Here is a 26,716-nt window from a genome sequence, read left to right as displayed (position 1 = left end):
GGCTTATTACCCATCCGGGGGGGGGGGGCGGGGCCGCCACGGCGAGGGGGGGGGGTGGGCCCCCGCCGCCCCCCCCCCCCACACCGGGCTCAGACCCGCCGAAGGATGACGATCGGGATGTCGCGGTCGGTCTTGGCCTGGTAGTCGTCGTACGCGGGCCAGATCGAGGTCATGTGCTTCCACAGCCGGGGCTTCTCGTCGGCGTCCGCGTCACGGGCGACGACGTCGAACACCTCGCCCAGGATCTGCACCCGCGCCCGCGGCTCGCCCTGCAGGTTCGAGTACCACAGCGGGGGCTTCGGTGAGCCGCCCTTGGACGCGACCAGCAGCACGTCGTCGCCGTCCCGGCCGTAGATCAGCGGCGTGCGCCGGGCCTGGCCCGACCGGCGGCCGATCGTGGTCAGCAGCAGCGTCGTCGCACCCTGCTCGATGTGGCCGTCCGCACCGTCGGTGGCAAGGTAGCGACGGAGGTGGTCCTCGATCCAGTCGCCGCCGCTGACGTCGATGGGATTGTCGAAATCGGGCATGGTGAACGCTCCCTCATGGGACAGAAACCGAGTGGTGTTCGCGTTGAGACGCGCGGCGTCCCGCAGCGTTCAGCGTAGCCCCCGGCGGCCGGCGAAGCAGACAGCCCTGTCTGTTCAGGTCGAACCGGCTGCCCGTGCCTACCCCGTGCGCCAGGGCACGGGCCAGGGACCTCCCTGGGGCGAACGAGCCCGGCCGCGGGCGATGCTTTTCCCTGTCACCGCAAGCAGAACAGGGAAGGGAAAAACCCATGTCCGTCACGCGCTTCCACCTCGTCTCCACGCTCAGCCCGGCGCAGGCCATGGCCGTGCTCACCGACTTCGGCCCGGCCCGGGCCCAGAACTGGCCCTCGATCGACACCGACCACTACAAGGTGCACGCCGTCGGCGACACCTGGGCCGAGGTGACCGAGGGCACGGCCGCGGCCTGGGAACGCGCCCGCTACGAGTGGGACGCGGACCGGGGCCGGGTCACCGTGGCGACGCACGAGTCCAAGCTGTTCGGCGTGGGCGGCGGCTGGGTGTTCCAGCTGACCCCGGACGGCGAAGGGACGCGGGTGGACGTGGAGCTGACCCGGGAGCCGCACAACTTCAAGCAGCGTCTGCTCGCCGCCGCGCTGCCGGTGATCGGCCCGGCCAGCCTGAGGAAGTCCTTTGCCGCCGCGCTCAGGGCTGAGTAGTCAGCGCCCCGGCCAACTCCCGCCGCGAGGCGATGCCCAGCTTGGTGAAGACCTTGCGCAGGTGCCATTCCACGGTGCGCGGGCTGAGGAACAGCACGGCCGCGATCTCGGGATTGGTCTTGCCGACCACGGCGAGTCGGGCGATCTGCGACTCCTGCGGCGTGAGCTCCTCCTCGACGACCGGACCGGTGCGTTTGCGGACGGTTTCGCCGGTGGCGGTGAGTTCACGGGCGGCGCGGGCGGCAAAGGCGGCGGCCCCGGCGGCCTGGAACGCCTCATGGGCCGAGCGCAGGAACTCCCGGGCGTCGGAGCGGCGGTTGTCGCGGCGCAACCACTCCCCGTAGAGCAGCCGGGCCCGGGCCGCCGGCAAGCCGAGCGGCACACCGTCGATTGCCGCCCGAAAGGTGTCGTCGGCCGGCGTGACCAGGGCGTCGGCCAGGGCCTGCGCGCCATGGGCCCAGTCGGTGCCGGCCGGTCCGGTGCGCTCGGCCAGCCGGTCACGGGCCTCGGCGGCGGCCGCCATGTCACCGGCGTGCGCGGCGGCTTCGACCAGCTCCGTCCACGGGGAAATACCGAAGTGCCCCACGGCTTTCGCCGCCGCGGCCTGGGCGACGGCGTAGCGGCCAAGGCCGTTGTTCAGCACAGCGCGAGCGTGATCGGCCATGGCCGTGAGCCGGCCCTCGCCGCGATCGGCGCCGTCCCGGGACACCGCCTCGAACAGCTCCACCGCCGGCTTTTCCTGTCCCCGCAACGCCGCTAGCAGCAATCCTGCGGCGGGATCACCAGCCAGCCCCGTGGCCTCGCGGAGGCTGCGGGCCTCGTCGAGCAGCGTGGCGGCGTCGGCAAGACGGAGATCGGCCACCAGCGCGCCCGCCCGCGCGGTCAACGCCGTGGGCAGGACGAACAGGGCCCCGGCGGTTCGGGCGGCGGCCAGCGCGGACTCGGTGATGCGGCGCCACGCGTCGGCGTCCCAGACCTCCTGGGCGGCCGGGGCGGTAAGCCACAGCAGGCCCAGGTCGTCGCTCAAAGCGGCCCCGAGCTGCGCGGAGTCTCCGTCCAGCGCCCACGTCGACAAAGCCGTCAGCAGCAGCCCGGCGGGGTCCTCCCCCGCCGGCAGCGCCCGGGCGGCCTCGGCGGCGACGGTGAGGTCGTCACCGGCGTGGATGGCCGCGCCCAACGCCGTCAGATAGGTGTCTCGTGCGGCGGGAAGGTCGAGATCCGCCAGCTTCCGGGCGGCGGCCAACAGCGGCGGCCCGGCGGCCCGGCCCCGGTTGACGGCGAAGGCCACCTGCGCCCGCAACCGTTCGACACCGGCCTGGTGCAACGGTTCCAGCGGGCCGAGTTCGGCGGCGGCCAACAACTCCGGCACCCGGGCCGGATTCCCGGCGGCGAAACACGCCTGGGCCGCGGCCAGTGCCCGCGCGGCGCGAGGCTTCGGGTCGGCGGTCAGCTCCGCGGCCCGCTCCAGAAACGCCGCGGCGGCGGCAAACCCGCCGCGAGCGCCGGCGCGGTCGGCGGATTCCTCCAGCTCGGCGGCGACTTCCTCGTCCAGGCCGACCGTGGCGTGGGCACGGTGCCAGGCCCGCCGATCGGGGTCCTGCCCCGGATCGGTGACGTCGGCGAAGGCCTGATGCACCGCCCGCAGCCGGGCGGGCGTGGCCCACCGCCACGCGGCCGACCGCACGAGCGGATGCCGGAACCGGACGCGGGCCCCGAGCTGGAGCAACTCCGCCGACTCGGCCGCCGCGGCGGCCTCCGCGCCGACGTCGAGCCGGGCCAGGGCCCGCCACAGCAGCGGCACGTCCCCGAGCGGTTCGACGGCCGCGGCCAGCAGCAACGTCTGGGTGTCCGCCGGCAGCTCGGCGATGCGCCGCTGGAAACCCTCCTCGATCCGGTTGGCGATCGGCGTCGCCGTCCGCCCGCCGAAGCCGAAAGCCAGCTCGGCCGGCGACAGGCCGCGCGGAAGTTCCAGCAGCGCCAAGGGATTTCCCTGGGTCTCGGCGACGATCCGGTCCCGCACGCGGGCGTCGACCGGCCCCGGCAGCACGGAATCGAGCAGCGCGCGGGCCTCCGCGTCCGGCAGGCCGGCCACGCGGAGCTCGGGCAGGCCGCCGAGGAGCTGCTCGTCGCCTGGGCTGCGGGCCGCGAACACCAGGGCCACGGATTCGGCGTCCAGGCGCCGGGCGACGAAGGTGAGGATCACCTCGGACATCCGGTCCAGCCACTGCACGTCGTCCACCACGCACAGCAGCGGCCGCTCGGCGGCGGCCTCGGCCAGCAGCCCAAGCACGGCCAACCCGATCAGCAGCATGTCCGGCGTGGGGCCCGAGCGCAAGCCGAAGCCGATCTCCAGGGCCTGCCGCTGCGGCTCGGGCAGCCGGTCCACGTGCCCCATCAGCGGCGCGCACAGCCGTTGCACCGTGGCGTAGGCGATCTCGCTCTCCGGTTCGACGCCGACGGCCCGGGACACGCTGTCACCGGGCAGGGTGTCGGCGAGGTAGTCCAGCAGCGCCGTCTTGCCCGCCCCGGCCTCGCCCCGCAGCACCAGCACCCGGCTGTGGCCGCCGCGCACGTCCCTCAGCAGCCGGTCGAGGGTTTCCTGCTCGCGTCGTCGTCCCAGCAGCACGTCGGCGAGCCTACCTGCGGCGACGCGGACACCCACCGTCCAGGAAATCCGGGCCTACGGAGTGGCCGGATCCGTGGAGTGGTGGTCAGGCGGCGCGGAACCAGGCCAGGTGGTCGAGGCAGAAGTCCAGCGCCGCCTCCAGGTGCTGGGAGGAGCCGGTGGTCATGAGGATCACCACGCCGCCCTGGATGGCGGCGATCACCGCGGAGGCCGCGGCGGAGGCGTCGAGGGCGGGGTCGATGTGACCGAGGCCCTGCATCTCCCGGATGCCGATCTCGACCCGGTGCCGCCACTGCTCGAACAGCTGCCGGGTCACTTCCCGCGCGGCCGGGGTGCGGCGGTTGATCTCGGTGGTCAACGCCCCGAGCGGGCAGTTCACGCCCTGCCGGCGGTAGCGCTCGACCACCGCGTCCCGCCACTGTCGCCAGGCGTCCCACGAGGTCAGGCCGCTGAGGTAGGGCTCCTGGTCCTCGATCACCCGGTCGGCCTCGCGCTGGGCCACGGCCAGCAGCAGCTGCTCCCGTCCCTCGGGGAAGTAGTGGAACAGCTGGCTCTTGCCGGTGTTGCTGCGGCGGCCGACGTCGTCCAGGGTCACGTTGCCCACGCCGCGCTCCCTGATCTCGGTGGCCGCCGCCTCGATGATCCGCTGCCGGGTCGCGGATCCCTTTTTCGTGAGCACGCCGTCGAATGTACTCAGCGGTCCAGACTGACCTTGGCCCGCCGCGACTTCCAGGCCAGGATCCCCGCCTGGACCACGAAGAACGTGCCGCCGGCGGCGGTGTACATGATCAGCGCGACCAGAGAGGGACTGTCGCCAAGGGCGACCGGGATGTAGCTGCCGCCGGCGATCACCGACAGCGTGCCGGCGATGAGCAGCGGCCACTGCCGGCCGAGCTCCGGGCTGCGCCGCCGCAGGGCCACGACCAGCTGGGCCAGGCCGGAGACGATCGCCCACAGGCCGAACACGAACAGCACCGGCCCGACGCCGCCGGCCGCCGCCGCGACCCCCAGCCCGACCGCGGCCAGGCCGCTGAGCACGGTGTTGAACACCTGGAGCGTGCGACCGGGGGTGCCGGCCCGCACGTCCAGCAGCGTGGCCACCACGTCGATCAGCGGGTAGATCACCAGCAGCGCGACGACGAGGCCGGTCAGCGGCGTGTGCAACAGGGCGAACGCCCCCGACCAGACCAGTGCGACGAGACCGCGGACGAGGTAGATGCGGCGCAGCGAGCTCATGTCCGTAACCCTTTCGACCAGGGAATTGCTTACGGACTCCACCTTCACCGCCAGGGTGGCCCGCTCGCCCCGGTGACACCCACTGGTGCACCCCCTGGGGTGTCGGCCGACCGACCCTCGACCAGGCGCCCGTCGGCCACGGTCAGCACCCGGTCGGCGATGGCCGTCAGGCGGGCGTCGTGGGTGATCAGGACCGTGGTCCGGCCGGCGGTCAGCCGGCGCAGGGGCCCGATCAGGCGGTCGACCGCCTCGCCGTCCAGGCTGGCCGTCGGCTCGTCCAGCACGAGCACCGGGGTGTTGGCGACCATGGCCCGGGCGATGGCGATGCGCTGGCGTTGCCCGCCGGACAGGCCGTGGCCGTGCTGCCCGATCACGGTGTCGTAGCCGTCCGGCAGCTCGGTGACGAAGGCATGGGCGTCGGCGTCCATCGCCGCCGCCACGACATCGCGGTCGGTGGCCGTCGTGGAGCCATAGGCGATGTTGTCCCGGATCGTGCCGTGGAACATCAGTGTCTCCTGTTGAACGAGGGCCACGTTGCGGCGCAAGGACTCCAGGGTCATCCCGCGCAGATCCACACCGTCGAGGCGGATCGTGCCGGCGTCGGGGTCGTGGAAGCGCAGCAGCAGCTTGGCGATGGTCGACTTGCCGGCCCCGCTGGCGCCGGTGATCGCCACGACCTCGCCGGGATGAACGTCCACAGTGCACTGCACGAGCGCCGGCCGCGTCGCTTCCGGGTAGGTGAAGCTCACGGCTCGGAGGCTGACGTTTCCCTTGGCCCGGCCCAGGGAAACGGCGTCCGGAGCGTCGGCCAGCGGCGGTTGGGCGTCCAGCAGCTCGACGATGCGCTCGGAGCCGGTGGTGGCGGCGGAGATCATCACCCGCAGCTGGCCGAGTTGTTGCAGCGGGCCGTAGAGGTACGTGAGGATCGCGGCGAATCCCAGCACGCCGCCGATGCTGAGCCGGCCGGCGGCGACCTCCCAGGTGCCCAGGGCGACGACACCGAGCACGCAGGTGGTCTCGGCGATGTGCACGATCGGCGCGTACCAGGCGCCGAGGCGGGCGATCGACAGGTTGGTGTCGAGCATGCGCTTGCCCGCCGTGAGCAGGCGCTTCTCCTCGGTCTCCTGCCGGTTGTAGGCCTGCACCACGGCGATGTTGGCGAGGTTCTCCTCCAGGATCGCGGTGATGTCGCCGTTCTGGGCGCGCTGCTCGCGCGACCGGTCGTTGACGCGGCGGGCGAAGCGGCGGGTGATCACGGCGAAGACCGGGGCGACGAGGAACGCCGCCAGCGCCAGCTCCCAGTTCAGGTAGAGCACGTAGCCGGCGAAGAACACCACGCTGAACAGCGCGGTCACGATCTGCACGAGGCCGGAGCTGACGAAGCGCTCCACGGTGTCGATGTCGTCGGTGAGCCGGGCCAGCAGGTCGCCGAGGCGTCGCCGCTGGAAGAAGTCCGGCGTCAGCTTCTGCAGGTGCCCGAACACCTTGGTGCGCAGTCTGAGCAGGAACCGCTCGCCTGATCTGGCCGTCAGGTACTGGCCGCCGAACACCAGACCCCCGGACAGCACGGCGACGCCGGCCCAGATGCCCGCGGGCAGCCAGAACGCCGAGAGGTCGCCGCCCTTGAGCGCACTGTCCACAATGGTGGAGAACATGGAGACCGCGACCGAGTCGCAGGCGGCCGCGGCGATCAGCAGCGCCGCACCGACCGTCAGCCAACGCCGGTCCTTCCTGGTCAGCGGCCAGAATCGGCGGAACACCGCCCGGGTCGACAGCACCGGCGTGACGGAATCCACTGTGCACACTCCCCTGTGTACGGCCGACGGGCCCGCGGCCGTGTTGGCGGCCGCGGGCCGTCGAGCGGTCAGCCTCGCGGCGTGGTCGGCACGCCCGGCCGGATGATCACCGTCTGCGCCGGGCAGCGCGGGACCCACACGATGGTCTGCGCGGGGTCGCGGGGCGTGCAGCGGGGAACGATGCGGATGGACATTTCTGTCTCCTCTCCCAGTAGGACCGGCACCGGTCGGTGGCGGCATGGGAACAACGTTAGGGAGGCTCTCGTTTCGGCGACGTCTCACGACCTCGATATGCGCGTGAAACACGTGTTGTGTCAGTGTTGGCCCACAACGTCAGGAGGGTGGCATGCGCGTGCTCATCGCCGAGGACGAACCCGTGCTGGCGGCCTTCATCGCCGAAGGCCTCAGACAGCAGGCGATGGCCGTCGACATCGCCCGCGACGGCCTGACGGCGGTGCAGAAGCTGGCCGCCGACGAGTACGACGTCGTCGTGCTGGACCGGGACCTGCCCGGCAAGCACGGCGACGACGTGTGTCGGGAGATCGTCGCAACGGGACTGCGGGCGCGGATCCTGATGCTGACCGCCATGGGGGACGTGCGGGAACGCGTGGCCGGGCTTCGCCTCGGCGCCGACGACTACCTGGCCAAGCCGTTCGACTTCGACGAGCTCGTCGCCCGCATCGACGCCCTGGGCCGTCGGGCCCGGCCGGCCGCGCCGCCGGTGATGCGGCACGGCGGCATCGAGCTGAACACCGCGCTGCGCCAGGTGATGCAGGACGGCCGCTATGTTCCCTTGTCGGTCAAGGAATTCGGCGTGCTGCACGCGCTGATGGCAGCCGACGGGGCGGTGGTGAGCGCCGAGGAGCTGCTCAGCGGCGTGTGGGACGAGAACGCCGATCCCTTCACCAACGCCGTCCGCATCACCATGTCCCGGCTTCGGGCCAAGCTCGACGACCCGCAGGTGATCGAGACGGTCGCCGGCGCGGGGTACCGGCTGCGCGGGGACAAGCCATGACGCGGATCGCGCTGCGGACCCGGCTGACGATCATCCACACCGGACTGTTCCTGGCCGCCAGCCTGGTAGTCGTCGGCCTGATCTACTGGCAGAACCGGTCGAGCATCCTCGGTCTACAGCGGACGGTCCTGCTCGAAGGCCCGGCGGTCGTCGTCCCTCGGATGGCCGCGCAGCCGACCGAAGCGGCCTTCGGCGATGTGCTGACCGGCTTGCTTCTCCAGTCCCTGCTGACCTTTCTCGGCCTGGGCCTGGTCGCCGGTGTGCTCGGCTGGTGGCTGAGCGGACGCGTGCTGCGGCGCGTGCACACGATGACTGCGCAGGCGCAGCAGATCTCCACCGCCAACCTGCACGAGCGGATCGCGCTGGACGGGCCGCAGGACGAGCTCAAGGAGCTGGCCGACACGTTCAACGGCCTGCTGGCCCGGGTCGACGACGCCTTCCAGGTGCAGGGCCGGTTCATCGCCAACGCCTCGCACGAGCTGCGTACTCCCCTGGCCGTGACCCGAACCGTGATCCAGGTCGGGCTGTCGTCCACCGATCCGGAGCGGGTGCGGCGGGCGAAGCAGGAGTTGTTGCGCAGCAACGACCGCTCGATCGCGCTGATCAACGGTCTGCTGCAACTCGCCCGTGGGGAAAGGGAACTGGAGCACCGCGAGCCGCTGCGGCTGGACACCGTGGTGGAGGCCGCGGTCGCGGAGGCCGACGCCCCTTCGGACCTGACGGTCGAGATGCGCACTGAGCCGTGCGCGATGTCGGGCGATGCCCTGCTGCTGAGCCAGGTCTTCCGCAACCTGTTCGACAATGCCGCCCGCTACAACGTGCCCGGCGGCACGGTGTGGATCCGTGTGACCGCGGGCGGGCAGCTGACCGTGGCCAACACCGGGCCGGAGGTGCCGGCCGGCGAGGTGGCGCTGCTGTTCGAGCCGTTCCATCGGGCAACGGACACAAAGGACGGTGTGGGGCTCGGGTTGTCCATCGTGCGGGCCGTGGTCTCCGCGCACGGCGGACGGGTCGCCGCCGAGCCGAGGCCCGGCGGCGGACTCGTCGTCACCGTGGACCTGCCGGTCAGCGGAACAGCGACTGGCCGGGGACCGACCGCGTCGAGCCGTCCTTCAGCGTGATCGTGACGTTCCCGCCGAGCAGGCCGGTCGCCGGGTCGGCCGGCCACCACGCCGTCCACCGGCCGCCGTCGACCAGCGCGTCGATCGTGCGGTCGCCCTCGTGCAGGGTGACGGCCTTGACGTCGGATCCGGCGCTGCCATCGACGTAGTTGAAGGCGCTGGCGCCGTCGCCGTGGCCGCCGGCCGTGTCCAGCATGACCGCATTCGCGGCGAGCTGGGCGACGGGGTCGATGGCCTCGGTCAGGCCGGCCTCGTCGGAACCGACCAGGCACAGCGTGATGTCCTTGCCCCGCGCGAGAATCATCGACGTCACCTCGCCCCGCAGGTCGGCGTTGCTGACCGTGAACGGGCCGGTGGCGTTGGGATCGCCGGTCGCCCGCTGCTCACACCACTGCTGTGCGCCGGAATCCGCCGTCACGCGGACGGCCGTGCCGGTCCAGCTGCCGATCGCCGCCGCCGACAGCACGCCCGGGTTGCCCCGGATCATGTGATACGCCACCGGCGCCACGATCACCGCCGCCGCGGCGCCGACCACCAGCGCGCCGGCGATGGCGATGCGGCGCACCGGCCGACGGCGCTTCAGGCTCTTCACCGGGGCCGCGTCCGCGAGGATCGAGGACAGCAGCTGCTCCTGGCGGAACTGCTCGGCCGGGGTCAGCTCCCGCTTCGGGGCCGGGTCGAGCGCCGCGAGCATGGTGCGGTTCATGATGCTCCGTTCAGGTTGGCGAAGGCGATCGGCAGATCGGAGACGGGGCCGACGTGCTTGGCCAGGCGGCGCTTGGCCCGGGACAGCCGCATGCTGAACGCCGCGCGGGTGCAGCCCAGCACCGTGGCCGCCTCCTTGTCGGACAGGCCTTCCCAGGCGTGCAGGGCCAGCAACTCCTGGTCCTGTGTGGACAGTGAGCGCCAGGCCTTCACCAGGTCCATGCGGGCCTCGGCCGTAAGCATCGGCTCGTATCCGTCGCCCCGGTCGTGCTCGGCCACGCGCACCGCGACCGCCCGCTGCCGGCGGGCGCTGCGGTCCGCGTTCAGCATCAGGTTGCGGGCCGTGCGGAACAGCCAGGGCCTCGGGTCGGGCGGCAGATCCCGCCGTCGCCGCCATGCGGCCAGGAACGTCTCCCCGACCACGTCGTCGGCCTGCACCGTGCGCCTTCGGACGAACGCGAGCACGTCCGCGTAGTGGGCCCGGTACATGGCCGAGAACTCGGCGTCGGTCTCGATTGCCATCGTTCTCCTTCGTGGGGTTGTCACCCACACATGTCCGACGCCTCCCGATGTGCAACGCCGAGATTCAGAGGTGCTGGCTGAGAACGTCGTGCGTGGCCCGGATCCGCGCGGCCAGGAGGTCGACGGCCAGGTCGGCGTCACGGGCGAGGGCGGCGTCGAGCAGGCCCCTGTGCCCGTCCGTGGTGTCTTCCTGCGGGCCGGTGGACCAGCGGCGGTAGAGCTCGGCGGTGTCCCGCAGGCGCTGGGCGATGCCCAGGATGCGGCGGTTGCGGCAACCGGCGATCAGGGCCGTGTGGAAGGCGCCGTGGGCCTTGCCCCACTCCGGGCTGTAGCGCTTGCCGCTGTTGTCCTGTTTCGGGGTCACGGTGAGCAGGTGATGGGCCCCGACCAGGTGCGACTCCCACTCGGCGCCGCCCTGCGTTACCGAGTAGCGCAGGGCCAGCGGCTCGATGTCCAGGCGGGCCTCGGTCAGGTCGCGCAGGTCGTCGGCCGTCAGCTCGGGGACGCGGAAGCCCTGCATCGGTCGGACCTGCACCAGGCCGTGCTCGGCCAGCCGCAGCAGGCTCTCGCGCACCACGCCCACGCTGCTCTCGAAGCGTTTGCACAGCTCAGCGGTCTTGAGCGGCTCGCCGGGGTGGCGGTCGCCGGCCAGGATCTCCCAGCGGATCGCGCTGTACACCCGCTCGTTCGCGGTTGCCTTGTCCGTCACTCGTGCATCCTAAGTCTGGACAAATATTCGAGTATCTGTACGATAGTCGAATATGAGCACTGACGAGAGCGTGCTGACGGACCTGGGCCTGCGGCTCTTCCCGCTGTACGTGTTGTTCGGCACCCCCACCGACGCGTGGGACATCGAGTCCGAGCGCACGCAGCGCGTGCTGGCCGTCCACGTGGAGTGGCTGCGTGGCCTCGAACGGGACGGCGTGATGTTCATGGGCGGGCCGTTCCGCGCCGCCGACTACGACTGGGACGGCTCCGGCATGATCGCCGTCCGCGCCCCCTCCCGGGCCGCGGCCCGGGCTTTCGCCGAGCAGGATCCGCTGTTCGTCGACGGGCTGCGCGCCTACGAGGTGCGGGGCTGGCAGCTCAACGAGGGCCGCATCGTGCTGACCCTCGACCTCGACGCCAACCGCGTCGGCATCGCCTGATTCCCGGATCTGGGGAGGACAAGACCATGCACTTCGACTTCGACGCCAAGGTCGCCGGTCCCGTGCTGCACGGGCCGGCGCTGGAAGCCCCCGAGTTCGACGCGCCCGAGCTCACCCCGTTGACCAAGCCGTTGGCCGAGGCCTCCGTGGGCCTGATCGTGACGAGCGGCGCCTACTACCCCGAGCAGATGCGGTTGGGCGAGCGCAACGACCTGTCGTACCGGCTGCTGTCCCGGCACCGCGAGCTCACCGACATCCTGTTCGCGCACAAGACGCCCATCCGCCAGTTCGGGCTGGCCGACCCGAACGTGGCCTACCCGCGCGACACCATGGTCGACCTCGAACAGGCCGGAGTTTTCGCCCACTACGCCGAGAACGCCGTCTCCATGGTCGGTTCCATCAGCCGCTACGAGGAACTCGCCACCGAGACCGCCCCGCGCATCGTCGACGAGTTCGCCGGCATGGACGTCGATCTGGTGCTGGTAGTGCCTTTCTGCCCCCAGTGCCACAACGCCGCCGGCGTGTTGGCCCGGGCCCTGGAACGCCGCGGCCTGCCCACCACCAGCTTGACGACCCTGTATCGGCACGCCATGGCCGTGAAGCCCCCGCGTGCGACCTTCCTCGACTTTCCCCTCGGCTGCCCCTGCGGTCGCCCCGGACGGCCCGAGCAGCAACGGGAGATCGTCCGCGCCGCCCTGGAAACCGTTGCCGCCCAAGGCGTCGACGAGCCATGGCAGCTGCACCGGCTGCCTTTCCAGTGGGACGAAGACGGTTCGCGCGACTGGGAGCAGCTCGTCGTCGACCTCTACCGGGTGGACGACCAGATTCGCGGCACCGTCCGCGGCAACCTCGGCGCCCACGGCGAGAACCTCAGCAGCATCAACGGCAACGAGAAGGAATTCGCCATCCGCTGCGCGTGCTAGACGGTGCTCCTCGCGGCGCTGCGCATGGGGAACGAGATCGCCGCGATGCCGTGGGCAGACGAGGTGGTGGCTAGCCTGTCGCCGGCCGTCCGCTGAGGCGCTCGTCCACAAAGGACACCTTGGCGATGCTCTGCTGGTAGAGCTTGAGGCCGACGTCCAGGCGCACCTGGCCGAACTCCAGCATGGTCTGGAGGCTGTCCAGCTCGGCGTTGGCGGTTTCGGCGGCGCTGATGCGGGCGACGGCGTTCTGGGAGCGCATGAGGTTGGTGCAGATGGCGGCGACGACGGAGACGAGCAGGGCCACCGCGCACAGGCTGCGCCAGATCGGCGAATCGCTGGCGGTGCCGACAAAGCCCTGAGCTGTCTTGGCGAAGGTCTCGCCGCCGATGGCGGGGCCGCCGGTGCAGACGGCGGCCAACGCGCTGCTGACCACGCCGATGGTGGCCAGGCGGGAGTTGCGGGGGCGGGCCCGGTCAAGGAAGCCGTCGATGTCCACCCGACGGGAACGGACCCGCTCGACCAGCTGGTGCCGTAACGCCTGCTCGTCGTTCACGGGCATGGAACGTGGTCCCTGCACGGAGAAGACCTCCTCAGACGCGGTCGGGTCGCGGGGCGTGAGGCGGCGTCGCGGTGCCGTGGAGGCGCTCGGAGTGGGCGGCGTAGGCCTTGCCGGCCAGATCGTGGATGACCGGCCGGAGCTCGGCCGGCAGCTGGTCGACGGTCATGCGGAAGATCTCGGGATCGGCGTCGTACTCCAGCATGCCGAACAGCAGCGGCACGGTGGCCGGATCGAGGCCGGACGAGGCGTCGGCCAGCATCTCCTCCCACTCGGCGGCGGTGACACACCGGCCGATGAGCGGCAGGACCTCGTCCTCCTCGGTGACCAGGTGCTCGGTCAGCAAAGGGACCAGCTCGTCGAGGATGGCGGCCACGGCCGCGCCGCCAGTGGCGGTGGAAAGCCAGGCGGTGAGGGCGGTGCCGAGGTCGTCGTTGAGGACCTCGATGGCCCGGTGGTGCCGCTCCATGGTGCGCACGAGCGGAGCGGTCGCCTCCGGCAGCCGGGCGAGGAGCTTGGGCCAGATGTGGACGTCCTCGGCATTGTGGTGATGGTGCAACAGATCGGCCACCAGCTCGATGTGCTCGACGACGATCCCCACCCGCTCGGTGTCGCCGTCGGGCACGCCGCGCACGAGGGCGGCCATGGCGCCGAACTCGCGCAGCAGCAAGGTGTGGATCATGTACATGTCGCGCGTGTTGGCGAGCTGAGTGTCCGTCATGGTGTATCCCAACCGAATTCCGGGGGTGACGGGTCGAGTGTGCCGCACCGCCGGACGTCCGGGCCGCGACGGCACGTGATCGACGAGCTTCTGTGCCTGAACGGTCAGCACCTCGACTTCTGACACGCAGCTCGCGCGGACAGCCACCCTACGCGCACGAGAGGCGCCACCCCCGGTCATTCCATTGTCGACGGTGAACCTTCGCGGCGCATCGGACTTGGTCGTATGGCAACGAATCTCGCCTCTACAAGAACCTGGCAACCTTCTGTGCCGGCCGGACAAGGCATCCGTCGCCACCCTGCCAGCTCCACTGAGGCCGGCCGCCGTGGTCACCCCGGTCACCGCCGTCGCCGGGCTTGGCGTCAGCTCAGGAGCTCCCGCGGGCAGATGATGGTCGGCAGCGTCCGCAGCGCCTGCTCCGCCCCGGCCCGCTCGGCCGCCGGCATCAGGTTCACCATGCCTAGCATCGTCGTGGTCATGGCGGCACGCAGCGAATCCAGGCGGCGCAGGCCCTCCTCGGTGAGGATCAGGTTGCTCTTGCGCCGGTCCGTGCGGTCCGAGCGGGCGATGATCAGGCCATCGCACAGCAGCCGCTTGATCAGCGCCGACACCGCCGGCTGGCTCAGCCCGAGCACCACGCCGAGCTCTGTCGGCGTGCGCGTCCCCGTGCGGTCCAGCACGTGCAGCGCGGCGATCTGGCTGTGCCCGATCAGCACCTCGCCGGTCTCGTCCTGCAGCTGACGCACGATCCGCACCATGCCGAGGGCGATCTCCAACGCGACGTGCCGGGATTCCTGGTCAACGCCCACGGTCCCGTCCTCCCTGTCTGTCGCCGCCGCCCCGCCGGCGGACCGATCCAGTCCGAGGAGACCACTTTCGCCAGGTCAGCCCCAAGCGGGCCGGCCGTTCGACGTCGAACGATGCCCGAGCACGCGAACTGTTCACCGTGCTGAACCAACTCCGTGACGCTCCACTGTGGATCGAAACCCGAGTGGAGCAGTTCGCGCGCTCCGGTGCAGATTCCCGTCGACCCGGCAACGGGGTTCCGTGTCCCGCGAGCTGCACATCGGGGCCGTCGACGACGTCTGGGACTTCGGCGGGCCCCGGGTTCCACGATTCAGGCGTTCTTGGCCAGAAAGGCCTTGCCCGCCGCCAGACCACGGTCGAACAACAGCGACGCCTGGTCCTGCGTCAGGCCGAAGTCCATGGACGACACCTCGCTGGTGTTGACGGTGATCGTGCGCCGCCCGATGCCCTCGTCGTCCAGGTGGTACTGGTTGTTCGCGACCGACATGAACGTGTCGACGATGCCCTTGGCCTCGCCGAGGGCCGAACTCAGCGGCTTGTCCACGAACGCGGGCGCGGCACTGATGCTGACCGCCCAGGTCGGCCAGCGCGGGGCCTTGCCGTCGTTGCGGTCGAACAGGGTCACCGGGAAGTTGGCCAGCAGGCCGCCGTCCACCCACGTCACCTGGGCGCCGGCGCCGGTGGTGAACTGGTAGGGCCGGAAGAAGAACGGGTAGGACATCGAGGCCCGCACGGCGTCGGAGATCCGCTGTGTGTCGGCCGGCTGCCCGTACTGGTCGTAGTCCCACGGCAGCCGCACCAGCACCTGCCGCGACAGGTCGGTCGTGGCGACCACCAGCGAATAGGCCTGGTACTCGTACATCGAGCCGTCCGGATCGTCCAGGCGCAGGTCTCCGAAGGTGGTCACCCCGACCGCCGTCAGCAGCGGGTCGAGCCATTCGTACAGGTAGTCCCCGCTGTACATGCCGTCGTGCAGCAGGAGTTCGATGCCGCGGCCGACGTTGCCGGCGACCTTCTCCAGCAGCGAGTCGTCCTTGAACGCGTCATAGTCCATGGCCCGCATCACCGGCTCCAGCTTGTGCAGGTCCTCCCCCGCCCGCTGGTACGCCGCGACCAGCGCCGCCACGATCGCCCCGGCGCTGGTGCCGGCGATCCGGTTGAACCGGTATCCCGCGTCGTACAAGGGAAGGATCGCGCCCAGCGCCGCGATCCCCTTCACCCCACCGCCCTGGACCACCAGGTCGACGTTCTTGGTCTCCATGCCGCCATGGCACAGACTCGCGGCCGGGCCGGTCAAGGAACCTGGCCGGGCGGGCGCGGTTAGCTGCGCGTTCGGGCGAACTCGGCCGGGCTCAGGGCGGCTTCCATCCGGGCGTTGTCCTTCGTCACGGTCCGCTAGGCTCGGAGGATGGCTTGCCGCATCAGTGAAATCGTGATCGAGGCGCGTGACCCCGAGCTGCTGGCGAGGTTCTGGGCCGAGGTGCTGGACTACGTGGAGATCAACCGCGAGGGCGAGGCGGTGGAGATCGGGCCGCCGGACACGGGGTTCGGCGGCCCGCAGCCGATCCTGGTCTTCGACCGGACCAACGACAACCCGAGGGTGAAACTGCCGTTGCACATCGACGTCAGCCCGACCGACCAGGACCAGGAGGCGGAGCTGGCCCGGCTGCTGGCCCTCGGGGCCCGCCACGCGGACGTCGGCCAGACGGGTCAGGAGAGCTGGCACGTGCTGGCGGATCCCGAGGGCAACGAGTTCTGCTTGCTACGACAGCGAATCAGCTAGCGGCCGCGCCGGCGGTCACGGGTCCGACGATCAGCTCGTGCGCCTGGGCGGAGTCGTCCAGCGCGCCCTGGGTCCACGGCAGCGTGATGTCGGGGTCGCTGGTCACGCCGCGGGGATCGGTCGTGCTCGGCGCGACGATGGTGACGCTGGCCGGCTGCACCTGGTTCTCCGGCGACTCGATTCCGGTCCAGTGCAACAGCATCGAGGCCGACTGGCCGTCGGAGATGGTCACCAGGGGCGCGTCGGAGTTGTCGTTGACGACGGCGACGCCGGGCGCGCCGGCCAGCGAGACCAGGAGGCTGCCCTGGAAGTTGCAGGTCACGCCGGGCTTGGCGGTGAACTGCACAGAGGCGTAGCGCTGGCCGGCGCCCGGCGATCCCGGCACGATGGTGGTGTCGACCTGGGCCGAGGTGCACCGGAAGTCGGTCGGCATGGCCGAGGCCGCGGTGGCGGAGGTGAGCACGACGGCGGCGGCGGCCCCGAGCACGGCCGTGGTCGCGACACAACGGCGAAGTCCGGTGTTCATGAGGGATGCTCCCTTCTGAGCGGGTGAGCGGGCGGTGCCGCTCCGTACACAATCCGGTCTACCCTTCACCCGTTCGAGGCACACTCATAAGTGGGATACGCCTCGCCGACGCAACCTCACGTGTCCCAGCGCGTCCCCTGGACGTCAGGTAAAGAGGTAAATGCGACTGAGGCGACCAGGTCGTCGGCGGCGGACAACTGACGGCCATGTGCGGCGTGTTCGAGCTGCCGGTCGCCTGGTCCTGAGTCAGGCGGCGGCGCGGCGGCTGACGACCAGGGCGCCGATCACCGTGAGCAGCACGAAAACGGCGTTGAGCGGCGCCCAGCCGGCGGTGGGGCCGAACATGGCCACGAGCAGGCCACCGAGGCCGATGGACAGGGACTGGGCGAACAGGTCGGACATCTGGAGCGCGGATGTGTTGAATCCGCGTTCGTGCTCCGGCGACAGGCGCAGCACCAGCACGGACACGCTCGCGGTGGCCAGCCCCATGCCGATGCCGGCGAAGACCCAGGCCGGGGCGGCCACCCACGCCGGACCCCAGGCCGGCGCGACCGCGGTCACCAGCCCCACCCCCACTGCCACGCTGAGGAAGCCCCAGCGCAGGAACACGCCCTCGCTGAGCTCCGGGCGTCGGGCCTGCAGCCAAGACCCGAACGCCCAGCCGATCGCGCCCGCGGTCAGCGGCAGGCCCGCCCATGCCGGCTCGTAGCCGTGGACCTGCTGCAACACCAGCGGTAGGAACGCCTCGCAGCCCATGAACGCCGTGGACATCAGGACTCGGGCCACGATCGCGCTGGGCAGCCCCGGCCGCGCGGTCAGCGTGCCCTTCGGCAGCAGCACCAGCACAGCTGGCGTCAACAGGGCCAGCGCGACGACGACAACCCCGATGCCGAGCTCGCCGGCCCCGCCCAGCAGCGCCAGCCCGACCGCGGCCGCCACCGCCGACGACATCAGCCCGCGGCGGGGCTGCGCCGGCCGTTCCTCCTGCTTCGGCAGCCGCCGGACCACGGCCACCACCAGCACGAAGCCGATCAGCTCGAACGGCAGCAGGCCGAGAAAGGTCCAGTGCCAGCTGAGGTACTGGGTCAGCACGCCGGCGATGGCCGGCCCGAGCAGCGACGGCCCCAACCAGGCCGACGCCATCACGCTGAGCACCTTCGGACGGTCCCGCTCCGGGTACACCGCCGCGATCATCACGTACAGCGCCACGACCTCCGCGCCGCCGCCGAAACCCTGCAACGCCCGGCCGGCCAGCAGCTGCGTCATCGTGCCGGCCGTGCCCGCGACCAGCAGGCCCGTCGCGAACAGCAGCGGCCCCACCACCAGCATCGGCGCCGGCCCCCTACGGTCGCACACCCGGCCGCCCAGCACGTTGCCCACCACCTGCGCGGCCAGGAACATGGTGAACGGCCACGAGTACAGCGCCTCGCCGCGCAGGTCGTGCACGATCGTCGGCAGCGCCGTCGTCACGCCCGTCGACTCGAACGCCGCCAGCACCACCAGGATCAGCACCCCGGCGGTCGCGCCCCGGCGGTCCGGCGCCCACAGCGCGCTCCCCCTCGTCACCGTCACCCGTGGACTCTGACATCTCCACCGCGCTGGAGGTCCAGCCGACGTGCCACGATCATTGGTGTGGACGACACCTGGGCCGGTCTGGCCGACCTGTTCGCGGACGAGGCCTACGCCTCCGTGAAGGGGTATGTGCGGACGTTCGTGCTGCACCACCAGCTGCTGGAGCACCTGCCTCCCCCGCCGGCGTCCGTGCTCGACATCGGCGGCGGCGCCGGGCACCAGTCGTTGCCCCTGGTCCAGGCCGGTTACGACGTGACCCTGCTCGATCCGTCCGAGGCCATGCTGGCCAAGGCCCGCGTCCGGCTCCCCGCCGACGTCACCTTCGTCCACGCCGCCGGCGAGCAGGCCTCCGAGGTCATCGACGAGCGTTTCGACGCCGTCCTGTGCCACGGGGTGCTCGGCTACCTCGACGACCCCGCTCCCCTGGTGGCCCAGCTCTGTGCGTGCGCCAAACCCGGCGGGCTCGTCTCGATCATGACCGCCAACGCCCACGCCATGGCCGTCCGCCCGGCCATGGAACGCCGCTGGGACGACGCCCTGGCCGCCTTCGACTCCCGCACCGAGATCAACGTCCTCGGCGTCCCCGGCCGCGCCGACACGGTCGAGGACCTCAGCGCCCTCCTCGACGACAACGGCGTCGACCCCGTCGCCTGGTACGGCGTCTGGCTCTTCGTCGACTGGCACGAGTTCGGCGGCGCCACCCTCGACCTCGCCGACGCCCCGCGCATCGCCGCCGTCGAGCTCGAAGCCGCCCGCCGCGACCCCTACCGCTCCCTCAGCCGCGTGTTCCACCTCCTGGGCCGAAAGCGCCCAGCTTTGACGGGTTGACGACCATGAGCAGGCGGCGGATGCCGTCCTGACCGGCGTCGATGGTGGCCACGACCAGCGGTGCGCCGTCGCGGGTGGCCAGCACGGCGGGGCGGCCGTTGACGGAGACGACGGAGATCGAGGCGCCGACGCCGAACCTGGCGAGGGTGCCGACGATGAAGCGGGCGATGTGGTCGCGGCCGGTGACGGGCACGCGGGCGGCGCTGACGATGCCGCCGCCGTCGGAGAGGGAGACGGCGTCCTCGGTGAGCAGTTTCTCCAGGCTGGCGAGGTCGCCGGAGGAAGCCGCGGTGAGGAAGGCGGCCAGGAGCCGGCCGTGGGAGTCGGGGTCGACGGGGGCGTGCCGCTCGGACTCCAAGTGGGTCCGGGCCCGCCGGGCCAGCTGGCGGGCGTTGGCCTCGGTGGTCTCCAGCACCTCGGCGATGTCCCGGAACGAGTAGTCGAAGGCCTCCCGCAGCACGTAGGCGGCCCGCTCCCGGGGCGCCAACCGCTCCATGAGCAGCAGCACGGCCAGGTCGAGGGCCTCGGCCCGCTCGGCGCCCAGGGCCGGGTCGTCGGCCGTCGACACCGGCTCGGGCAGCCAGGGCCCGACGTAGACCTCCCTGCGGGCCCGGGCCGAGGTCACGGCGGTGATGGCCAGCCGGGTGGTGATGGTGGTGAGGAAGGCGGCGGCGTTGCGCACCTCGCTCCGGTCCGCCCGAGCCCACCGCAGCCACGCGTCCTGCACCACGTCCTCGGCGTCGGCGACGCTGCCGAGCATCCGGTACGCGATGCCGAACAGGCTGGGCCGCACCTCGTCGAACAGGACCAGGGCGTCGGGCATCGGGCGTCCTCCTTCGTCGGCTCCACCCCGTCGACCGCGCACGGCGCCGATTCGTGACACGGCCTCGGGGTCCGAGGATGAAGGATGGGCGGTCAGCGACGTGACGGCAATTCGCCCGCGCCGACGACGGTGATCGTGAGGTCCTTTTCGGACAGTCGCCGTTCCCGGAGAACCTGGATATTCGATGTCAAGGTTCGGTGGACCACTGTATCGGCGCGGAACTGGTCCAGAGGCGGGCGCTCGACCGGCATTACCCTGCGGCTATGATCCTTTCCGCCGACTCCGGCAGCACCTACGAGAACCTGCTCACCCAGACGCCGCCGTTCCTGCCCGAAGGCGCGCACTTCATGGTCGGCGTCGTCACCGTGCCGCCGGGCGACCCCGGCTCCGGCCCGCACCGGCACACCGGTCCCGTCTTCGGTTACGTGCTGGAGGGCGAGATCCTGTTCGAGCTGGAGGGCGAGGAGCCCTACCCGATCAAGGCCGGCGAGGCCTTCTGGGAGCCCGGCGGCGAGGTCGTGCACTACCAGGCCGGCAACCTGCGCGAGGACATCGCCAGCCGGTTCGTGGTGTGCATGGCCTGCGCTCCGGACGTGCCGATGCTGACTTTCCTTGAGCCCGCGGAGATTCGCGAGCGGGACCACCTGCGCCATCCGTCGGCGCGGCAGTTCTAGACCGTTCTAGTCGCGCCCGTAGGCCTTGCGGGCGATCCGGGCCGCCGACGGCGCGTGGCCGTCGGCCTCGGCCCGGATGTCCGCGATCGTCCGTGACGCCAAGGCCTTGCGCCACTGGAGTTCCGCATGCTGCATGGCGGCATCGACCGCGCACCGGCGCCGGAACGAGCTGCGCGGGGCGTCTTCACCCATGCCGTGCTGGCGGATCTCCGTGCACTGGAAGGCATGCTCGCGGCCCTCGATCGCCGCCACCACGTCCATCAGGGTGATGTCCTGCGGTCGCTGCGCCAGCAGGAACCCGCCGCGCGCGCCCGGTACCGACCGCAGCAGCCCCGCCCGCACGAGTGCCTGCAGCTGCTTGTTCAGGTAGGCCGGCGGGAGGTCGTAACTGGCGGCGAGGTCGGCCGCGGGCACGGGCCGGTCGTCATCGAGCCAGGCCAGCGACAACAGGACGTGAACCGACCACTCGACGCCCTGGTTCAACCGCACGGCGGCCACCGTAGAGAACCTGGACGTCGAACGTCAAGAATACCCGCCCGTGTCCGGTGAGGACGGTCACGCTGTCACGTTTCGCCGCCATGCTCGGTCGAAGGGTCGAACCGATGCCGAGCGAGAGGATGGAAGCGATGCGCGTGGCGGTGGCCGGTGGCACCGGCCTGATCGGCAAGCTGGTGGTGCGCGAGCTCGGGGTGGCCGGGCACGAGCCGGTGGTGCTGGCGCGGGCCCAGGGCGTCGACCTGGTCAGCGGGGAGGGCCTGCCCGCGCGGCTGGCCGGCTGCGAGGAGATCATCGACGTCTCGAACAAGAACACCCTGCGCCGCAAGCAGGCCGTGGAGTTCTTCACCCGGGCCGCGAGCACCTTGCTGGCCGCCGGGGCCGACGCCGGCGTGCGGCAGGTGATCACGCTGTCCATCGTCGGCATCGACGACGTCGCCCTCGGCTACTACCTGGGCAAACGCGCGCAGGAGGAGGTCGTGCGCAACGGGCCGCTGTCGTGGAGCATCCTGCGGGCGACCCAGTTCCACCAGTTCCCCGAGCAGCTGCTCGACAGCGCCGTCGGCCCGTTCGCCATAGTGCCCGACTCGCTGTCCCAGCCCGTTGCCGCCGTGGACGTGGCCCGGGCCCTCGTCGCCCAGGTCGGGCGGCCGGCGGCCGGGTACCTGCCCCCGATCGCCGGGCCCGAGCGGCTCCGGATGGCCGACATGGCCCGGCGGCTGGTCAAGGCCCAGGGGTCACACAAGATCGTGGTGCCCGTCCGGCTGCCCGGCGGGATCGGCAAGGCCATGGCCGGCGGCGCCCTGCTGCCCCGAGACGGCTGCACCCAGGGGAGCCAAACGTTTGCGGACTACCTGCGACAGGTGGAGGGACGTCGATGAACACCCTGCTCCGGATCCCGCTGGTGGTCCCCCTCGGCGAGGAGGTCGTGGTCGGCTGCTGGAACCAGTTCGCGCCGCGCGGCTTCTACGACAACTTCCCCACCGTGGACCTGAACCCGCCGTTCAGCGACCACTTCGCCCACGACTTCGGCGGGGCCACCATGGGCATCGCGCTCCTGTTGGCCATCGCCATCGTCAAGCCCCGCACCCACTTCGTGGTGCCGGCCGCCTTGGCGTACTCGATGTTCGCCGTGCCGCACTTCTTCTACCACCTGATGAACATGGAGATGGCCAGCCCCGGGCAGCAGGTCGTGCTGACCATCGCCAACGGTTTCGTGGCGCTGCTCGGACTGGCCCCCATCGCGGTGGCCGTGATGCGGGACCGTCGGCTCGCGGCGGCTGCTTGACCCGTTGGTTCCTCCGCGGGCTGGATCCTCCGAGGATTCGGCTGCCTCACGGGGCCCGCCGGGCTACTCTCGGCGGGTCGCGTGCGGCACGGGGACGGGGGCGATGCCGGTGAGCAAGATCAACCTCCATCCTGAGCACATGCGGGGCTCCGGCGGCAAACTGAGCGCCTTCGGCGGCAAGCTGGCGGCCGGTGGGCAGAAGCTGGAGTCGGCCGGCCAGAACCTGGTCTCGCACGCCAGCGGGGACCGCTCGGGCATCGGTGCGGTGGTGGCCAAGGCGTTCGGCCGGGGCGTGGAGATCACCGGCAAGGTGTTCCACGAAGGCGGCCGGGTCGTGGAAGGGGCCGGCCAACGCCTGGGGCGCAGCGCGGATCTGTACGAAGAGGCCGACGGCAAGGGCGCGGGCCTGCTCAAACGGGTGCACCCGGGCGAACCGGTCACCTCCCACGCCCACGGCGGCAGCAGCAGCCCGAAGAAGGTGTCCGGCAAAGGCGGTCTCAGAGGAGCCCTGAGCCGGACCAAGAACGCGGCCAGCGGCGTGAAGAACAAGCTGGGGCGGGCCCTGGGCGACCCGGTGGACATGGTCTCCGGCGAGGTGATCCACTCCCAGCTCGACCTCCGGCTCGCAGCGGCGCTGCCGCTGGAGCTGGAGCGCACCCACCTGTCCAACTACCGCGCCGGGCAGTGGTTCGGACCGTCATGGGCGTCCACAATGGACCAACGGATCGAGGTGGACGCCGAGGGCGTGGTCTTCGCGTCCGCCGACGGCATGCTGCTGGCCTACCCGATCCCCGAAGACGACGTCGTCCTGCCGACGGAAGGCCCGCGCTGGCCGCTCGCGCGTGACGGCGACGGCTACCGCGTCACCATGGCGGAAAACGGCCACACACTGCGGTTTTCCGCCGTCGGCGACGGCTGGCCGCTGACCTCGATCACCGACCGCGCCGGCAACACCGTCGAGTTCGATCACGCCGCCGACGGCACGCTGACCGGCATCCGGCACTCGGGCGGCTACCGGATCGACATCGACACCGAGGGCGACCGGATCACCGCCCTGCGGCTGGGCGAGATCACCGTCATGCGGTACGGCTACGACGAGGCCGGCCGGTTGGTCGAGGTGATCAACTCCTCCGACCGGCCGATGCGCTTCGCCTACGACGGCGACGGCCGCCTCACCCGCTGGGAAGACCGGATCGGCTGCTGGTACGAGTTCACCTACGACCAGGCCGGCCGCTGCGTGCGCGGCGCCGGCATCGACGACTTCCTGAACAGCACCTTCGCCTACGACGACGGTGTCACCACGCACACCAACTCCTTCGGCGCGGCCACGACGTTCCGCATGAACCCGCTCGGCCAGGTGGTCAGCCGCACCGATCCGTTGGGCCGCACCACGGTCACCGAGTGGGACCGCTACGACCGGCCGCTGTCGCGGACCGACGCGCTGGGGCGGGTCACCCGCTTCGAGTACGACGAGTCCGGCAACCTGACCGCCGTCACCCGCCCGGACGGCAGCCAGGGACTGGCCCAGTGCAACGACTTCGGGCAACCGGTCGTGCAGGTCGACCCCGACGGCGCGGTATGGCGGCGGTCCTACGACGAGGTCGGAAACCTCCTCAGCGTCACCGATCCCGGCGGTGCGACGGTTGTGTTCTCCTACAACGACTTCGGGCATCCACGGACGGTCACCGACGCCCTGGGCCACACCCGCCGGGTCGACACCAACGCCGCGGGCCTGCCGGTCGCCGTGACCGATCCCCTTGGCGCCACAACGACGTTCACCTATGACGCATTCGGCCGGATCGCCGCGGTCACCGATCCCACCGGCGGCGTCACCGCCACCACGTGGACCATCGAGGGCAAACTGGCCTCCCGGGTCAGGCCCGACGGCGCCGCCGAACGCTGGAACTATGACAGCGAAGGCAATCTCGTCGCGTACACCGATGCCGTCGGCACCATCGCCCGAGCCGAGATCACGCATTTCGACCTGCGCTCGGCCGATATCAGCCCGGACGGCACGCGCTTGGCCTACGCCTACGACACGGAGCTGCGGCTGGTCTCCGTGACCAACGAGGCCGGCCTGGTCTGGCGGTACGACTACGACATCGCCGGCAATCTCGTCGGCGAGACCGACTTCAACGGCAGAACCCTGGCCTACCAACAGGATGCCGCCGAGCAGCTGGTCGCCCGCACCAACGGCGCCGGCCAGACCGTGCAGTACGACTACGACATGCTGGGCAACATCGTCTCGCAGCGTGCGGGCGAGGCCGTCACGACGTTCGCCTACGACCCGGTCGGCCGCATGATCCAGGCGGCCAATGCCGTCAGCACCTTGACGTTCGATCGCGACCCGCTGGGCCGCACGCTGGCCGAGGTCTGCAACGGCCGCGCGGTCGTCTCGGCCTACGACGCCGCCGGGCGGCGGCTCAGCCGGCGCACCCCGGTCGGGGCGGACAGCCGGTGGGAGTACGACCCCAACGACCAGCCCCTCGCGCTGCACACTGCCGGCCAGACAACAACTTTCGGCTACGACACGGCCGGCCGGGAGCTCCATCGCCAGGTCGGCGCCGTCGCCCTCGCGCAGACCTGGGACGCCAACCACCGCCTGCACACCCAGGCCGTCACGCGCCCCGAGGCGCGGGGGCAGGCCCTGCTCCAGCGCCGCTCCTACAACTACCGCGCGGACAACTCCCTGACCAGCATCGTTGATCAGCTGGCCGGCCCGCGTCAGTTCACGCACGACAACCGCGGCCGCGTCACCGCCGTCGATGACGAGCAGTACGCCTATGACGCCACCGGCAACCTCATCAACGGGCGCAGCTACGAGGGCACCCGCCTACGCAGCTCCGACGGCACCCAGTTCCGCTACGACGGGCAGGGCCGGGTCGTGGAACGCTTGCGGCGCACCCTGTCCGGGCAGCTGCGGCGGTGGACCTACGAGTGGGACGCCGAAGACCGGCTGCTCGCCGTCACCACGCCGACCGGCGACCGCTGGCACTACCACTACGACCCGCTCGGGCGGCGCATCGCCAAGCAGCGCCTCGCCCCCGACGGGGCCGTCACCAAGCAGGTCGAGTTCGTCTGGGACGGCACCCAGCTGGCTGAGCAGGCCCACAGCCGGGTCGGCGGGCCCGTCACGACCACCACCTGGGACTGGGAGCCGGACGGCGATCGACCCGCCGCCCAAACCGTGCGGTCGTGGGCCGCCACCGCCCCGCAAGCTGCCATCGACCAGCAGTTCTACGCCATCGTCGCCGACCAGGTCGGCTCGCCGCGTGAGCTGTTCACCCCTGACGGCGAACTAGCGTGGCAGGCCAGCAGCAGCCTGTGGGGACAGGCCACGGCCTCCGAGGGCACCCGCGTCGACTGCCCGCTGCGATTTCCCGGGCAGTACCACGACGACGAGACCGGCCTCGACTACAACTACCTGCGGTACTACGACCCCGAACAAGGCCGCTACCTCAGCCCCGACCCGCTCGGCCTGGCCCCGGCGCCCAACGAGTACGCCTACGTCGACGACCCGCTCGTGTTCATCGACCCGCTCGGCCTGGCCAAGCGGAAGCCGCACTTCGCGCACGTCACGGTGTACGACCCGCACGGCAATGTGAAGTACCACTACGGCTTGCGCAGCGGCAACCAGCTCCAGGAGGAGTCGGCGCTCGGCTTCCCCAACGCCTCCATGGCCAGCCACACCGAGGCCCGCTCCATGCGCATGCACGGCGGCTCCCCGACAGTGCCGATCGCCGGCGACCCGCTGGCCGGGCGGCTGCCCGTGAACAAGGGCGATAGGGTCGAGATCCACGGCACGAAACCCCCGTGCCCCCAGTGCAAGGGCGCCATGAACCGAGCGGTCAGCGAGCTCGGCATCGGCGTCAGCTACCACTGGGGCGGCAACTCCTGGCAGGCAGGATAGGAACTCATGCCCACTTCCACCTGGCGCACCGTCGCCACCGTCACCGCCGGCGAGAACGCCGACGACCAGGTCTTCACGCTCGGTCTCGCCGAGAGCGCCGACGGCTCCGGCGGGCACCTCATCGTGCAGCTCTCCCTACAGCCGCCCACCGCGCAGGACGCCGCCACCGGCATGGACACCTACTGCGTAATGGATGACGAGGGTGGCGTCCATTACGGCGGCATCTCCCACGTCGAGCTGTCCGACAGCCGACTCATCCTTCGGTTCACCGAGGACGCCGCCGAGGAGCTCTCCGTCGAGGACGGCGAACTCGCCCTGGACCTCGATCTCGACGCCGAGGCCGTCGGCCGGCTCCGGGACGGCCTGCGCCGCACGCTGACCTACGGCAACCCCGACCAGCAGCCCACCCTCGCCGGGCTCTGACCAGCGGCGATTCG

General features: G+C 71.2%; 29 protein-coding genes. 12 read left to right on the top strand and 17 right to left on the bottom strand.

Annotation, left to right across the window (positions count from 1 at the left end; genetic code table 11):
* Positions 1-89: 89 nt before the first annotated feature.
* Complete coding sequence (locus AB0M73_RS03480) at positions 90-527, bottom strand: nitroreductase family deazaflavin-dependent oxidoreductase (RefSeq protein WP_363886287.1); 438 nt, start codon at positions 525-527, stop codon at positions 90-92.
* Positions 528-775: 248 nt separating this feature from the next.
* Between AB0M73_RS03480 and AB0M73_RS03475 the strand changes: the two genes are divergently transcribed.
* Entirely contained in the window at positions 776-1,204 is a 429-nt protein-coding gene (locus AB0M73_RS03475) for a hypothetical protein (RefSeq protein ID WP_363886285.1), read from the top strand.
* On the opposite strand, the gene AB0M73_RS03470 is transcribed toward AB0M73_RS03475, so the two are convergent.
* The 5 genes from AB0M73_RS03470 to AB0M73_RS03450 all read right to left on the bottom strand — a co-directional run bounded on the left by AB0M73_RS03470 (position 1,191) and on the right by AB0M73_RS03450 (position 7,056).
* A complete protein-coding gene (locus AB0M73_RS03470) occupies positions 1,191-3,830 on the bottom strand; it encodes an AAA family ATPase (protein ID WP_363886283.1) in 2,640 nt (879 codons plus the stop codon). The genes AB0M73_RS03475 and AB0M73_RS03470 overlap by 14 nt on opposite strands.
* 85 nt (positions 3,831-3,915) lie before the next feature.
* Positions 3,916-4,509 (bottom strand): TetR/AcrR family transcriptional regulator, encoded by a 594-nt coding sequence (locus AB0M73_RS03465; protein WP_363886280.1) that lies wholly within the window; start codon positions 4,507-4,509, stop codon positions 3,916-3,918.
* A 14-nt stretch (positions 4,510-4,523) separates the two neighbouring features.
* Positions 4,524-5,066 (bottom strand): DUF308 domain-containing protein, encoded by a 543-nt coding sequence (locus AB0M73_RS03460; RefSeq protein ID WP_363886277.1) that lies wholly within the window; start codon positions 5,064-5,066, stop codon positions 4,524-4,526.
* A gap of 44 nt (positions 5,067-5,110) precedes the next feature.
* Positions 5,111-6,862: an ABC transporter ATP-binding protein gene (locus AB0M73_RS03455; protein WP_363886276.1), complete on the bottom strand. Its 1,752-nt coding sequence runs from the start codon at positions 6,860-6,862 to the stop codon at positions 5,111-5,113.
* Between the two features lie 68 nt (positions 6,863-6,930).
* The gene (locus AB0M73_RS03450; RefSeq protein WP_255360866.1) at positions 6,931-7,056 is read right to left on the bottom strand and encodes a hypothetical protein; all 126 of its coding nucleotides are present in this window, start codon (positions 7,054-7,056) and stop codon (positions 6,931-6,933) included.
* A 152-nt stretch (positions 7,057-7,208) separates the two neighbouring features.
* Here AB0M73_RS03450 and AB0M73_RS03445 point away from each other — a divergent pair, with 152 nt between their 5' ends.
* Complete coding sequence (locus AB0M73_RS03445) at positions 7,209-7,877, top strand: response regulator transcription factor (RefSeq protein WP_363886273.1); 669 nt, start codon at positions 7,209-7,211, stop codon at positions 7,875-7,877.
* Positions 7,874-8,998 (top strand): HAMP domain-containing sensor histidine kinase, encoded by a 1,125-nt coding sequence (locus AB0M73_RS03440; RefSeq protein WP_363886270.1) that lies wholly within the window; start codon positions 7,874-7,876, stop codon positions 8,996-8,998. The genes AB0M73_RS03445 and AB0M73_RS03440 overlap by 4 nt, the downstream gene beginning before the upstream one ends.
* Here AB0M73_RS03440 and AB0M73_RS03435 read toward each other — a convergent pair.
* The 3 genes from AB0M73_RS03435 to AB0M73_RS03425 form a co-directional block, all read right to left on the bottom strand.
* Positions 8,943-9,704, bottom strand: coding sequence for a hypothetical protein (locus AB0M73_RS03435; RefSeq protein ID WP_363886268.1), 762 nt, complete (start codon positions 9,702-9,704; stop codon positions 8,943-8,945). The genes AB0M73_RS03440 and AB0M73_RS03435 overlap by 56 nt on opposite strands.
* Positions 9,701-10,225 carry a sigma-70 family RNA polymerase sigma factor gene (locus AB0M73_RS03430; protein WP_363886265.1) on the bottom strand — a complete coding sequence of 175 codons (525 nt, stop codon included), beginning with the start codon at positions 10,223-10,225 and terminating at the stop codon, positions 9,701-9,703. The genes AB0M73_RS03435 and AB0M73_RS03430 overlap by 4 nt, the downstream gene beginning before the upstream one ends.
* A gap of 64 nt (positions 10,226-10,289) precedes the next feature.
* Complete coding sequence (locus AB0M73_RS03425) at positions 10,290-10,934, bottom strand: GntR family transcriptional regulator (protein ID WP_363886263.1); 645 nt, start codon at positions 10,932-10,934, stop codon at positions 10,290-10,292.
* Between the two features lie 52 nt (positions 10,935-10,986).
* Between AB0M73_RS03425 and AB0M73_RS03420 the strand changes: the two genes are divergently transcribed.
* Together AB0M73_RS03420 and AB0M73_RS03415 are read left to right on the top strand one after the other, a co-directional pair.
* The gene (locus AB0M73_RS03420) at positions 10,987-11,373 is read left to right on the top strand and encodes a YciI family protein (RefSeq protein ID WP_363886261.1); all 387 of its coding nucleotides are present in this window, start codon (positions 10,987-10,989) and stop codon (positions 11,371-11,373) included.
* 26 nt (positions 11,374-11,399) lie between these two features.
* The gene (locus tag AB0M73_RS03415; protein ID WP_363886259.1) at positions 11,400-12,296 is read left to right on the top strand and encodes a hypothetical protein; all 897 of its coding nucleotides are present in this window, start codon (positions 11,400-11,402) and stop codon (positions 12,294-12,296) included.
* A 70-nt stretch (positions 12,297-12,366) separates the two neighbouring features.
* Here AB0M73_RS03415 and AB0M73_RS03410 read toward each other — a convergent pair whose 3' ends face one another.
* From AB0M73_RS03410 to AB0M73_RS03395, 4 genes are all read right to left on the bottom strand, one after another.
* Positions 12,367-12,855 carry a hypothetical protein gene (locus AB0M73_RS03410; protein ID WP_363886257.1) on the bottom strand — a complete coding sequence of 163 codons (489 nt, stop codon included), beginning with the start codon at positions 12,853-12,855 and terminating at the stop codon, positions 12,367-12,369.
* 31 nt (positions 12,856-12,886) lie between these two features.
* Positions 12,887-13,573, bottom strand: a complete 687-nt coding sequence (locus AB0M73_RS03405; RefSeq protein WP_363886255.1) for a hemerythrin domain-containing protein — start codon at positions 13,571-13,573, stop codon at positions 12,887-12,889.
* Between the two features lie 362 nt (positions 13,574-13,935).
* The gene (locus AB0M73_RS03400; RefSeq protein WP_363886253.1) at positions 13,936-14,382 is read right to left on the bottom strand and encodes a MarR family transcriptional regulator; all 447 of its coding nucleotides are present in this window, start codon (positions 14,380-14,382) and stop codon (positions 13,936-13,938) included.
* A gap of 308 nt (positions 14,383-14,690) precedes the next feature.
* The gene (locus AB0M73_RS03395; RefSeq protein WP_363886250.1) at positions 14,691-15,641 is read right to left on the bottom strand and encodes a patatin-like phospholipase family protein; all 951 of its coding nucleotides are present in this window, start codon (positions 15,639-15,641) and stop codon (positions 14,691-14,693) included.
* Positions 15,642-15,788: 147 nt separating this feature from the next.
* Here AB0M73_RS03395 and AB0M73_RS03390 point away from each other — a divergent pair, with 147 nt between their 5' ends.
* Positions 15,789-16,163: a VOC family protein gene (locus AB0M73_RS03390; RefSeq protein ID WP_363886247.1), complete on the top strand. Its 375-nt coding sequence runs from the start codon at positions 15,789-15,791 to the stop codon at positions 16,161-16,163.
* Here the strand turns inward: AB0M73_RS03390 and AB0M73_RS03385 are convergent.
* Both AB0M73_RS03385 and AB0M73_RS03380 read right to left on the bottom strand, forming a co-directional pair.
* Complete coding sequence (locus tag AB0M73_RS03385; protein ID WP_363886245.1) at positions 16,156-16,689, bottom strand: DUF4232 domain-containing protein; 534 nt, start codon at positions 16,687-16,689, stop codon at positions 16,156-16,158. The two genes, AB0M73_RS03390 and AB0M73_RS03385, sit on opposite strands and share 8 nt — an antisense overlap.
* A 246-nt stretch (positions 16,690-16,935) precedes the next feature.
* A complete protein-coding gene (locus AB0M73_RS03380) occupies positions 16,936-18,261 on the bottom strand; it encodes an MFS transporter (protein WP_363886242.1) in 1,326 nt (441 codons plus the stop codon).
* 60 nt (positions 18,262-18,321) lie between these two features.
* Between AB0M73_RS03380 and AB0M73_RS03375 the strand changes: the two genes are divergently transcribed.
* Positions 18,322-19,089 (top strand): methyltransferase domain-containing protein, encoded by a 768-nt coding sequence (locus tag AB0M73_RS03375; RefSeq protein WP_363886240.1) that lies wholly within the window; start codon positions 18,322-18,324, stop codon positions 19,087-19,089.
* On the opposite strand, the gene AB0M73_RS03370 is transcribed toward AB0M73_RS03375, so the two are convergent.
* Positions 19,037-19,912, bottom strand: coding sequence for an RNA polymerase sigma-70 factor (locus AB0M73_RS03370; protein WP_363886238.1), 876 nt, complete (start codon positions 19,910-19,912; stop codon positions 19,037-19,039). The genes AB0M73_RS03375 and AB0M73_RS03370 overlap by 53 nt on opposite strands.
* 263 nt (positions 19,913-20,175) lie before the next feature.
* Here AB0M73_RS03370 and AB0M73_RS03365 point away from each other — a divergent pair, with 263 nt between their 5' ends.
* Positions 20,176-20,586 (top strand): cupin domain-containing protein, encoded by a 411-nt coding sequence (locus AB0M73_RS03365; RefSeq protein ID WP_363886236.1) that lies wholly within the window; start codon positions 20,176-20,178, stop codon positions 20,584-20,586.
* Between the two features lie 6 nt (positions 20,587-20,592).
* Here the strand turns inward: AB0M73_RS03365 and AB0M73_RS03360 are convergent, their stop codons facing one another.
* Positions 20,593-21,075: an Rrf2 family transcriptional regulator gene (locus AB0M73_RS03360; protein WP_363886234.1), complete on the bottom strand. Its 483-nt coding sequence runs from the start codon at positions 21,073-21,075 to the stop codon at positions 20,593-20,595.
* A gap of 113 nt (positions 21,076-21,188) precedes the next feature.
* Between AB0M73_RS03360 and AB0M73_RS03355 the strand changes: the two genes are divergently transcribed.
* The 4 genes from AB0M73_RS03355 to AB0M73_RS03340 all read left to right on the top strand — a co-directional run bounded on the left by AB0M73_RS03355 (position 21,189) and on the right by AB0M73_RS03340 (position 26,702).
* Positions 21,189-21,962, top strand: a complete 774-nt coding sequence (locus AB0M73_RS03355) for an NAD(P)H-binding protein (protein ID WP_363886231.1) — start codon at positions 21,189-21,191, stop codon at positions 21,960-21,962.
* Positions 21,959-22,369 carry a hypothetical protein gene (locus tag AB0M73_RS03350; RefSeq protein WP_363886229.1) on the top strand — a complete coding sequence of 137 codons (411 nt, stop codon included), beginning with the start codon at positions 21,959-21,961 and terminating at the stop codon, positions 22,367-22,369. Before AB0M73_RS03355 ends, AB0M73_RS03350 begins: the two co-directional genes overlap by 4 nt.
* Positions 22,370-22,472: 103 nt before the next feature.
* Complete coding sequence (locus AB0M73_RS03345) at positions 22,473-26,279, top strand: RHS repeat-associated core domain-containing protein (RefSeq protein ID WP_363886227.1); 3,807 nt, start codon at positions 22,473-22,475, stop codon at positions 26,277-26,279.
* 6 nt (positions 26,280-26,285) lie between these two features.
* Positions 26,286-26,702, top strand: coding sequence for an Imm10 family immunity protein (locus AB0M73_RS03340; RefSeq protein WP_363886225.1), 417 nt, complete (start codon positions 26,286-26,288; stop codon positions 26,700-26,702).
* Positions 26,703-26,716 lie beyond the last annotated feature (14 nt).

The sequence above is a fragment of the Kutzneria sp. NPDC051319 genome (genome assembly GCF_040682195.1).
Lineage (GTDB): Bacteria > Actinomycetota > Actinomycetes > Mycobacteriales > Pseudonocardiaceae > Kutzneria.
This window is presented reverse-complemented; position numbering and strand designations above follow the sequence as displayed.

Excerpts from the sequence above, each read along its gene's own strand:
- AB0M73_RS03415 (WP_363886259.1), top strand. The coding sequence starts at position 11,400 with ATGCACTTCGACTTCGACGCCAAGGTCGCCGGTCCCGTGCTGCACGGG.
- AB0M73_RS03435 (WP_363886268.1), bottom strand. The coding sequence starts at position 9,704 with ATGAACCGCACCATGCTCGCGGCGCTCGACCCGGCCCCGAAGCGGGAG.
- AB0M73_RS03405 (WP_363886255.1), bottom strand. The coding sequence starts at position 13,573 with ATGACGGACACTCAGCTCGCCAACACGCGCGACATGTACATGATCCAC.
- AB0M73_RS03390 (WP_363886247.1), top strand. The coding sequence starts at position 15,789 with ATGGCTTGCCGCATCAGTGAAATCGTGATCGAGGCGCGTGACCCCGAG.
- AB0M73_RS03385 (WP_363886245.1), bottom strand. The coding sequence starts at position 16,689 with ATGAACACCGGACTTCGCCGTTGTGTCGCGACCACGGCCGTGCTCGGG.
- AB0M73_RS03365 (WP_363886236.1), top strand. The coding sequence starts at position 20,176 with ATGATCCTTTCCGCCGACTCCGGCAGCACCTACGAGAACCTGCTCACC.
- AB0M73_RS03395 (WP_363886250.1), bottom strand. The coding sequence starts at position 15,641 with ATGGAGACCAAGAACGTCGACCTGGTGGTCCAGGGCGGTGGGGTGAAG.
- AB0M73_RS03430 (WP_363886265.1), bottom strand. The coding sequence starts at position 10,225 with ATGGCAATCGAGACCGACGCCGAGTTCTCGGCCATGTACCGGGCCCAC.
- AB0M73_RS03345 (WP_363886227.1), top strand. The coding sequence starts at position 22,473 with ATGCCGGTGAGCAAGATCAACCTCCATCCTGAGCACATGCGGGGCTCC.
- AB0M73_RS03450 (WP_255360866.1), bottom strand. The coding sequence starts at position 7,056 with ATGTCCATCCGCATCGTTCCCCGCTGCACGCCCCGCGACCCCGCGCAG.
- AB0M73_RS03480 (WP_363886287.1), bottom strand. The coding sequence starts at position 527 with ATGCCCGATTTCGACAATCCCATCGACGTCAGCGGCGGCGACTGGATC.
- AB0M73_RS03355 (WP_363886231.1), top strand. The coding sequence starts at position 21,189 with ATGCCGAGCGAGAGGATGGAAGCGATGCGCGTGGCGGTGGCCGGTGGC.
- AB0M73_RS03420 (WP_363886261.1), top strand. The coding sequence starts at position 10,987 with ATGAGCACTGACGAGAGCGTGCTGACGGACCTGGGCCTGCGGCTCTTC.
- AB0M73_RS03440 (WP_363886270.1), top strand. The coding sequence starts at position 7,874 with ATGACGCGGATCGCGCTGCGGACCCGGCTGACGATCATCCACACCGGA.
- AB0M73_RS03475 (WP_363886285.1), top strand. The coding sequence starts at position 776 with ATGTCCGTCACGCGCTTCCACCTCGTCTCCACGCTCAGCCCGGCGCAG.
- AB0M73_RS03460 (WP_363886277.1), bottom strand. The coding sequence starts at position 5,066 with ATGAGCTCGCTGCGCCGCATCTACCTCGTCCGCGGTCTCGTCGCACTG.
- AB0M73_RS03410 (WP_363886257.1), bottom strand. The coding sequence starts at position 12,855 with ATGCCCGTGAACGACGAGCAGGCGTTACGGCACCAGCTGGTCGAGCGG.
- AB0M73_RS03370 (WP_363886238.1), bottom strand. The coding sequence starts at position 19,912 with ATGCCCGACGCCCTGGTCCTGTTCGACGAGGTGCGGCCCAGCCTGTTC.
- AB0M73_RS03340 (WP_363886225.1), top strand. The coding sequence starts at position 26,286 with ATGCCCACTTCCACCTGGCGCACCGTCGCCACCGTCACCGCCGGCGAG.
- AB0M73_RS03445 (WP_363886273.1), top strand. The coding sequence starts at position 7,209 with ATGCGCGTGCTCATCGCCGAGGACGAACCCGTGCTGGCGGCCTTCATC.
- AB0M73_RS03350 (WP_363886229.1), top strand. The coding sequence starts at position 21,959 with ATGAACACCCTGCTCCGGATCCCGCTGGTGGTCCCCCTCGGCGAGGAG.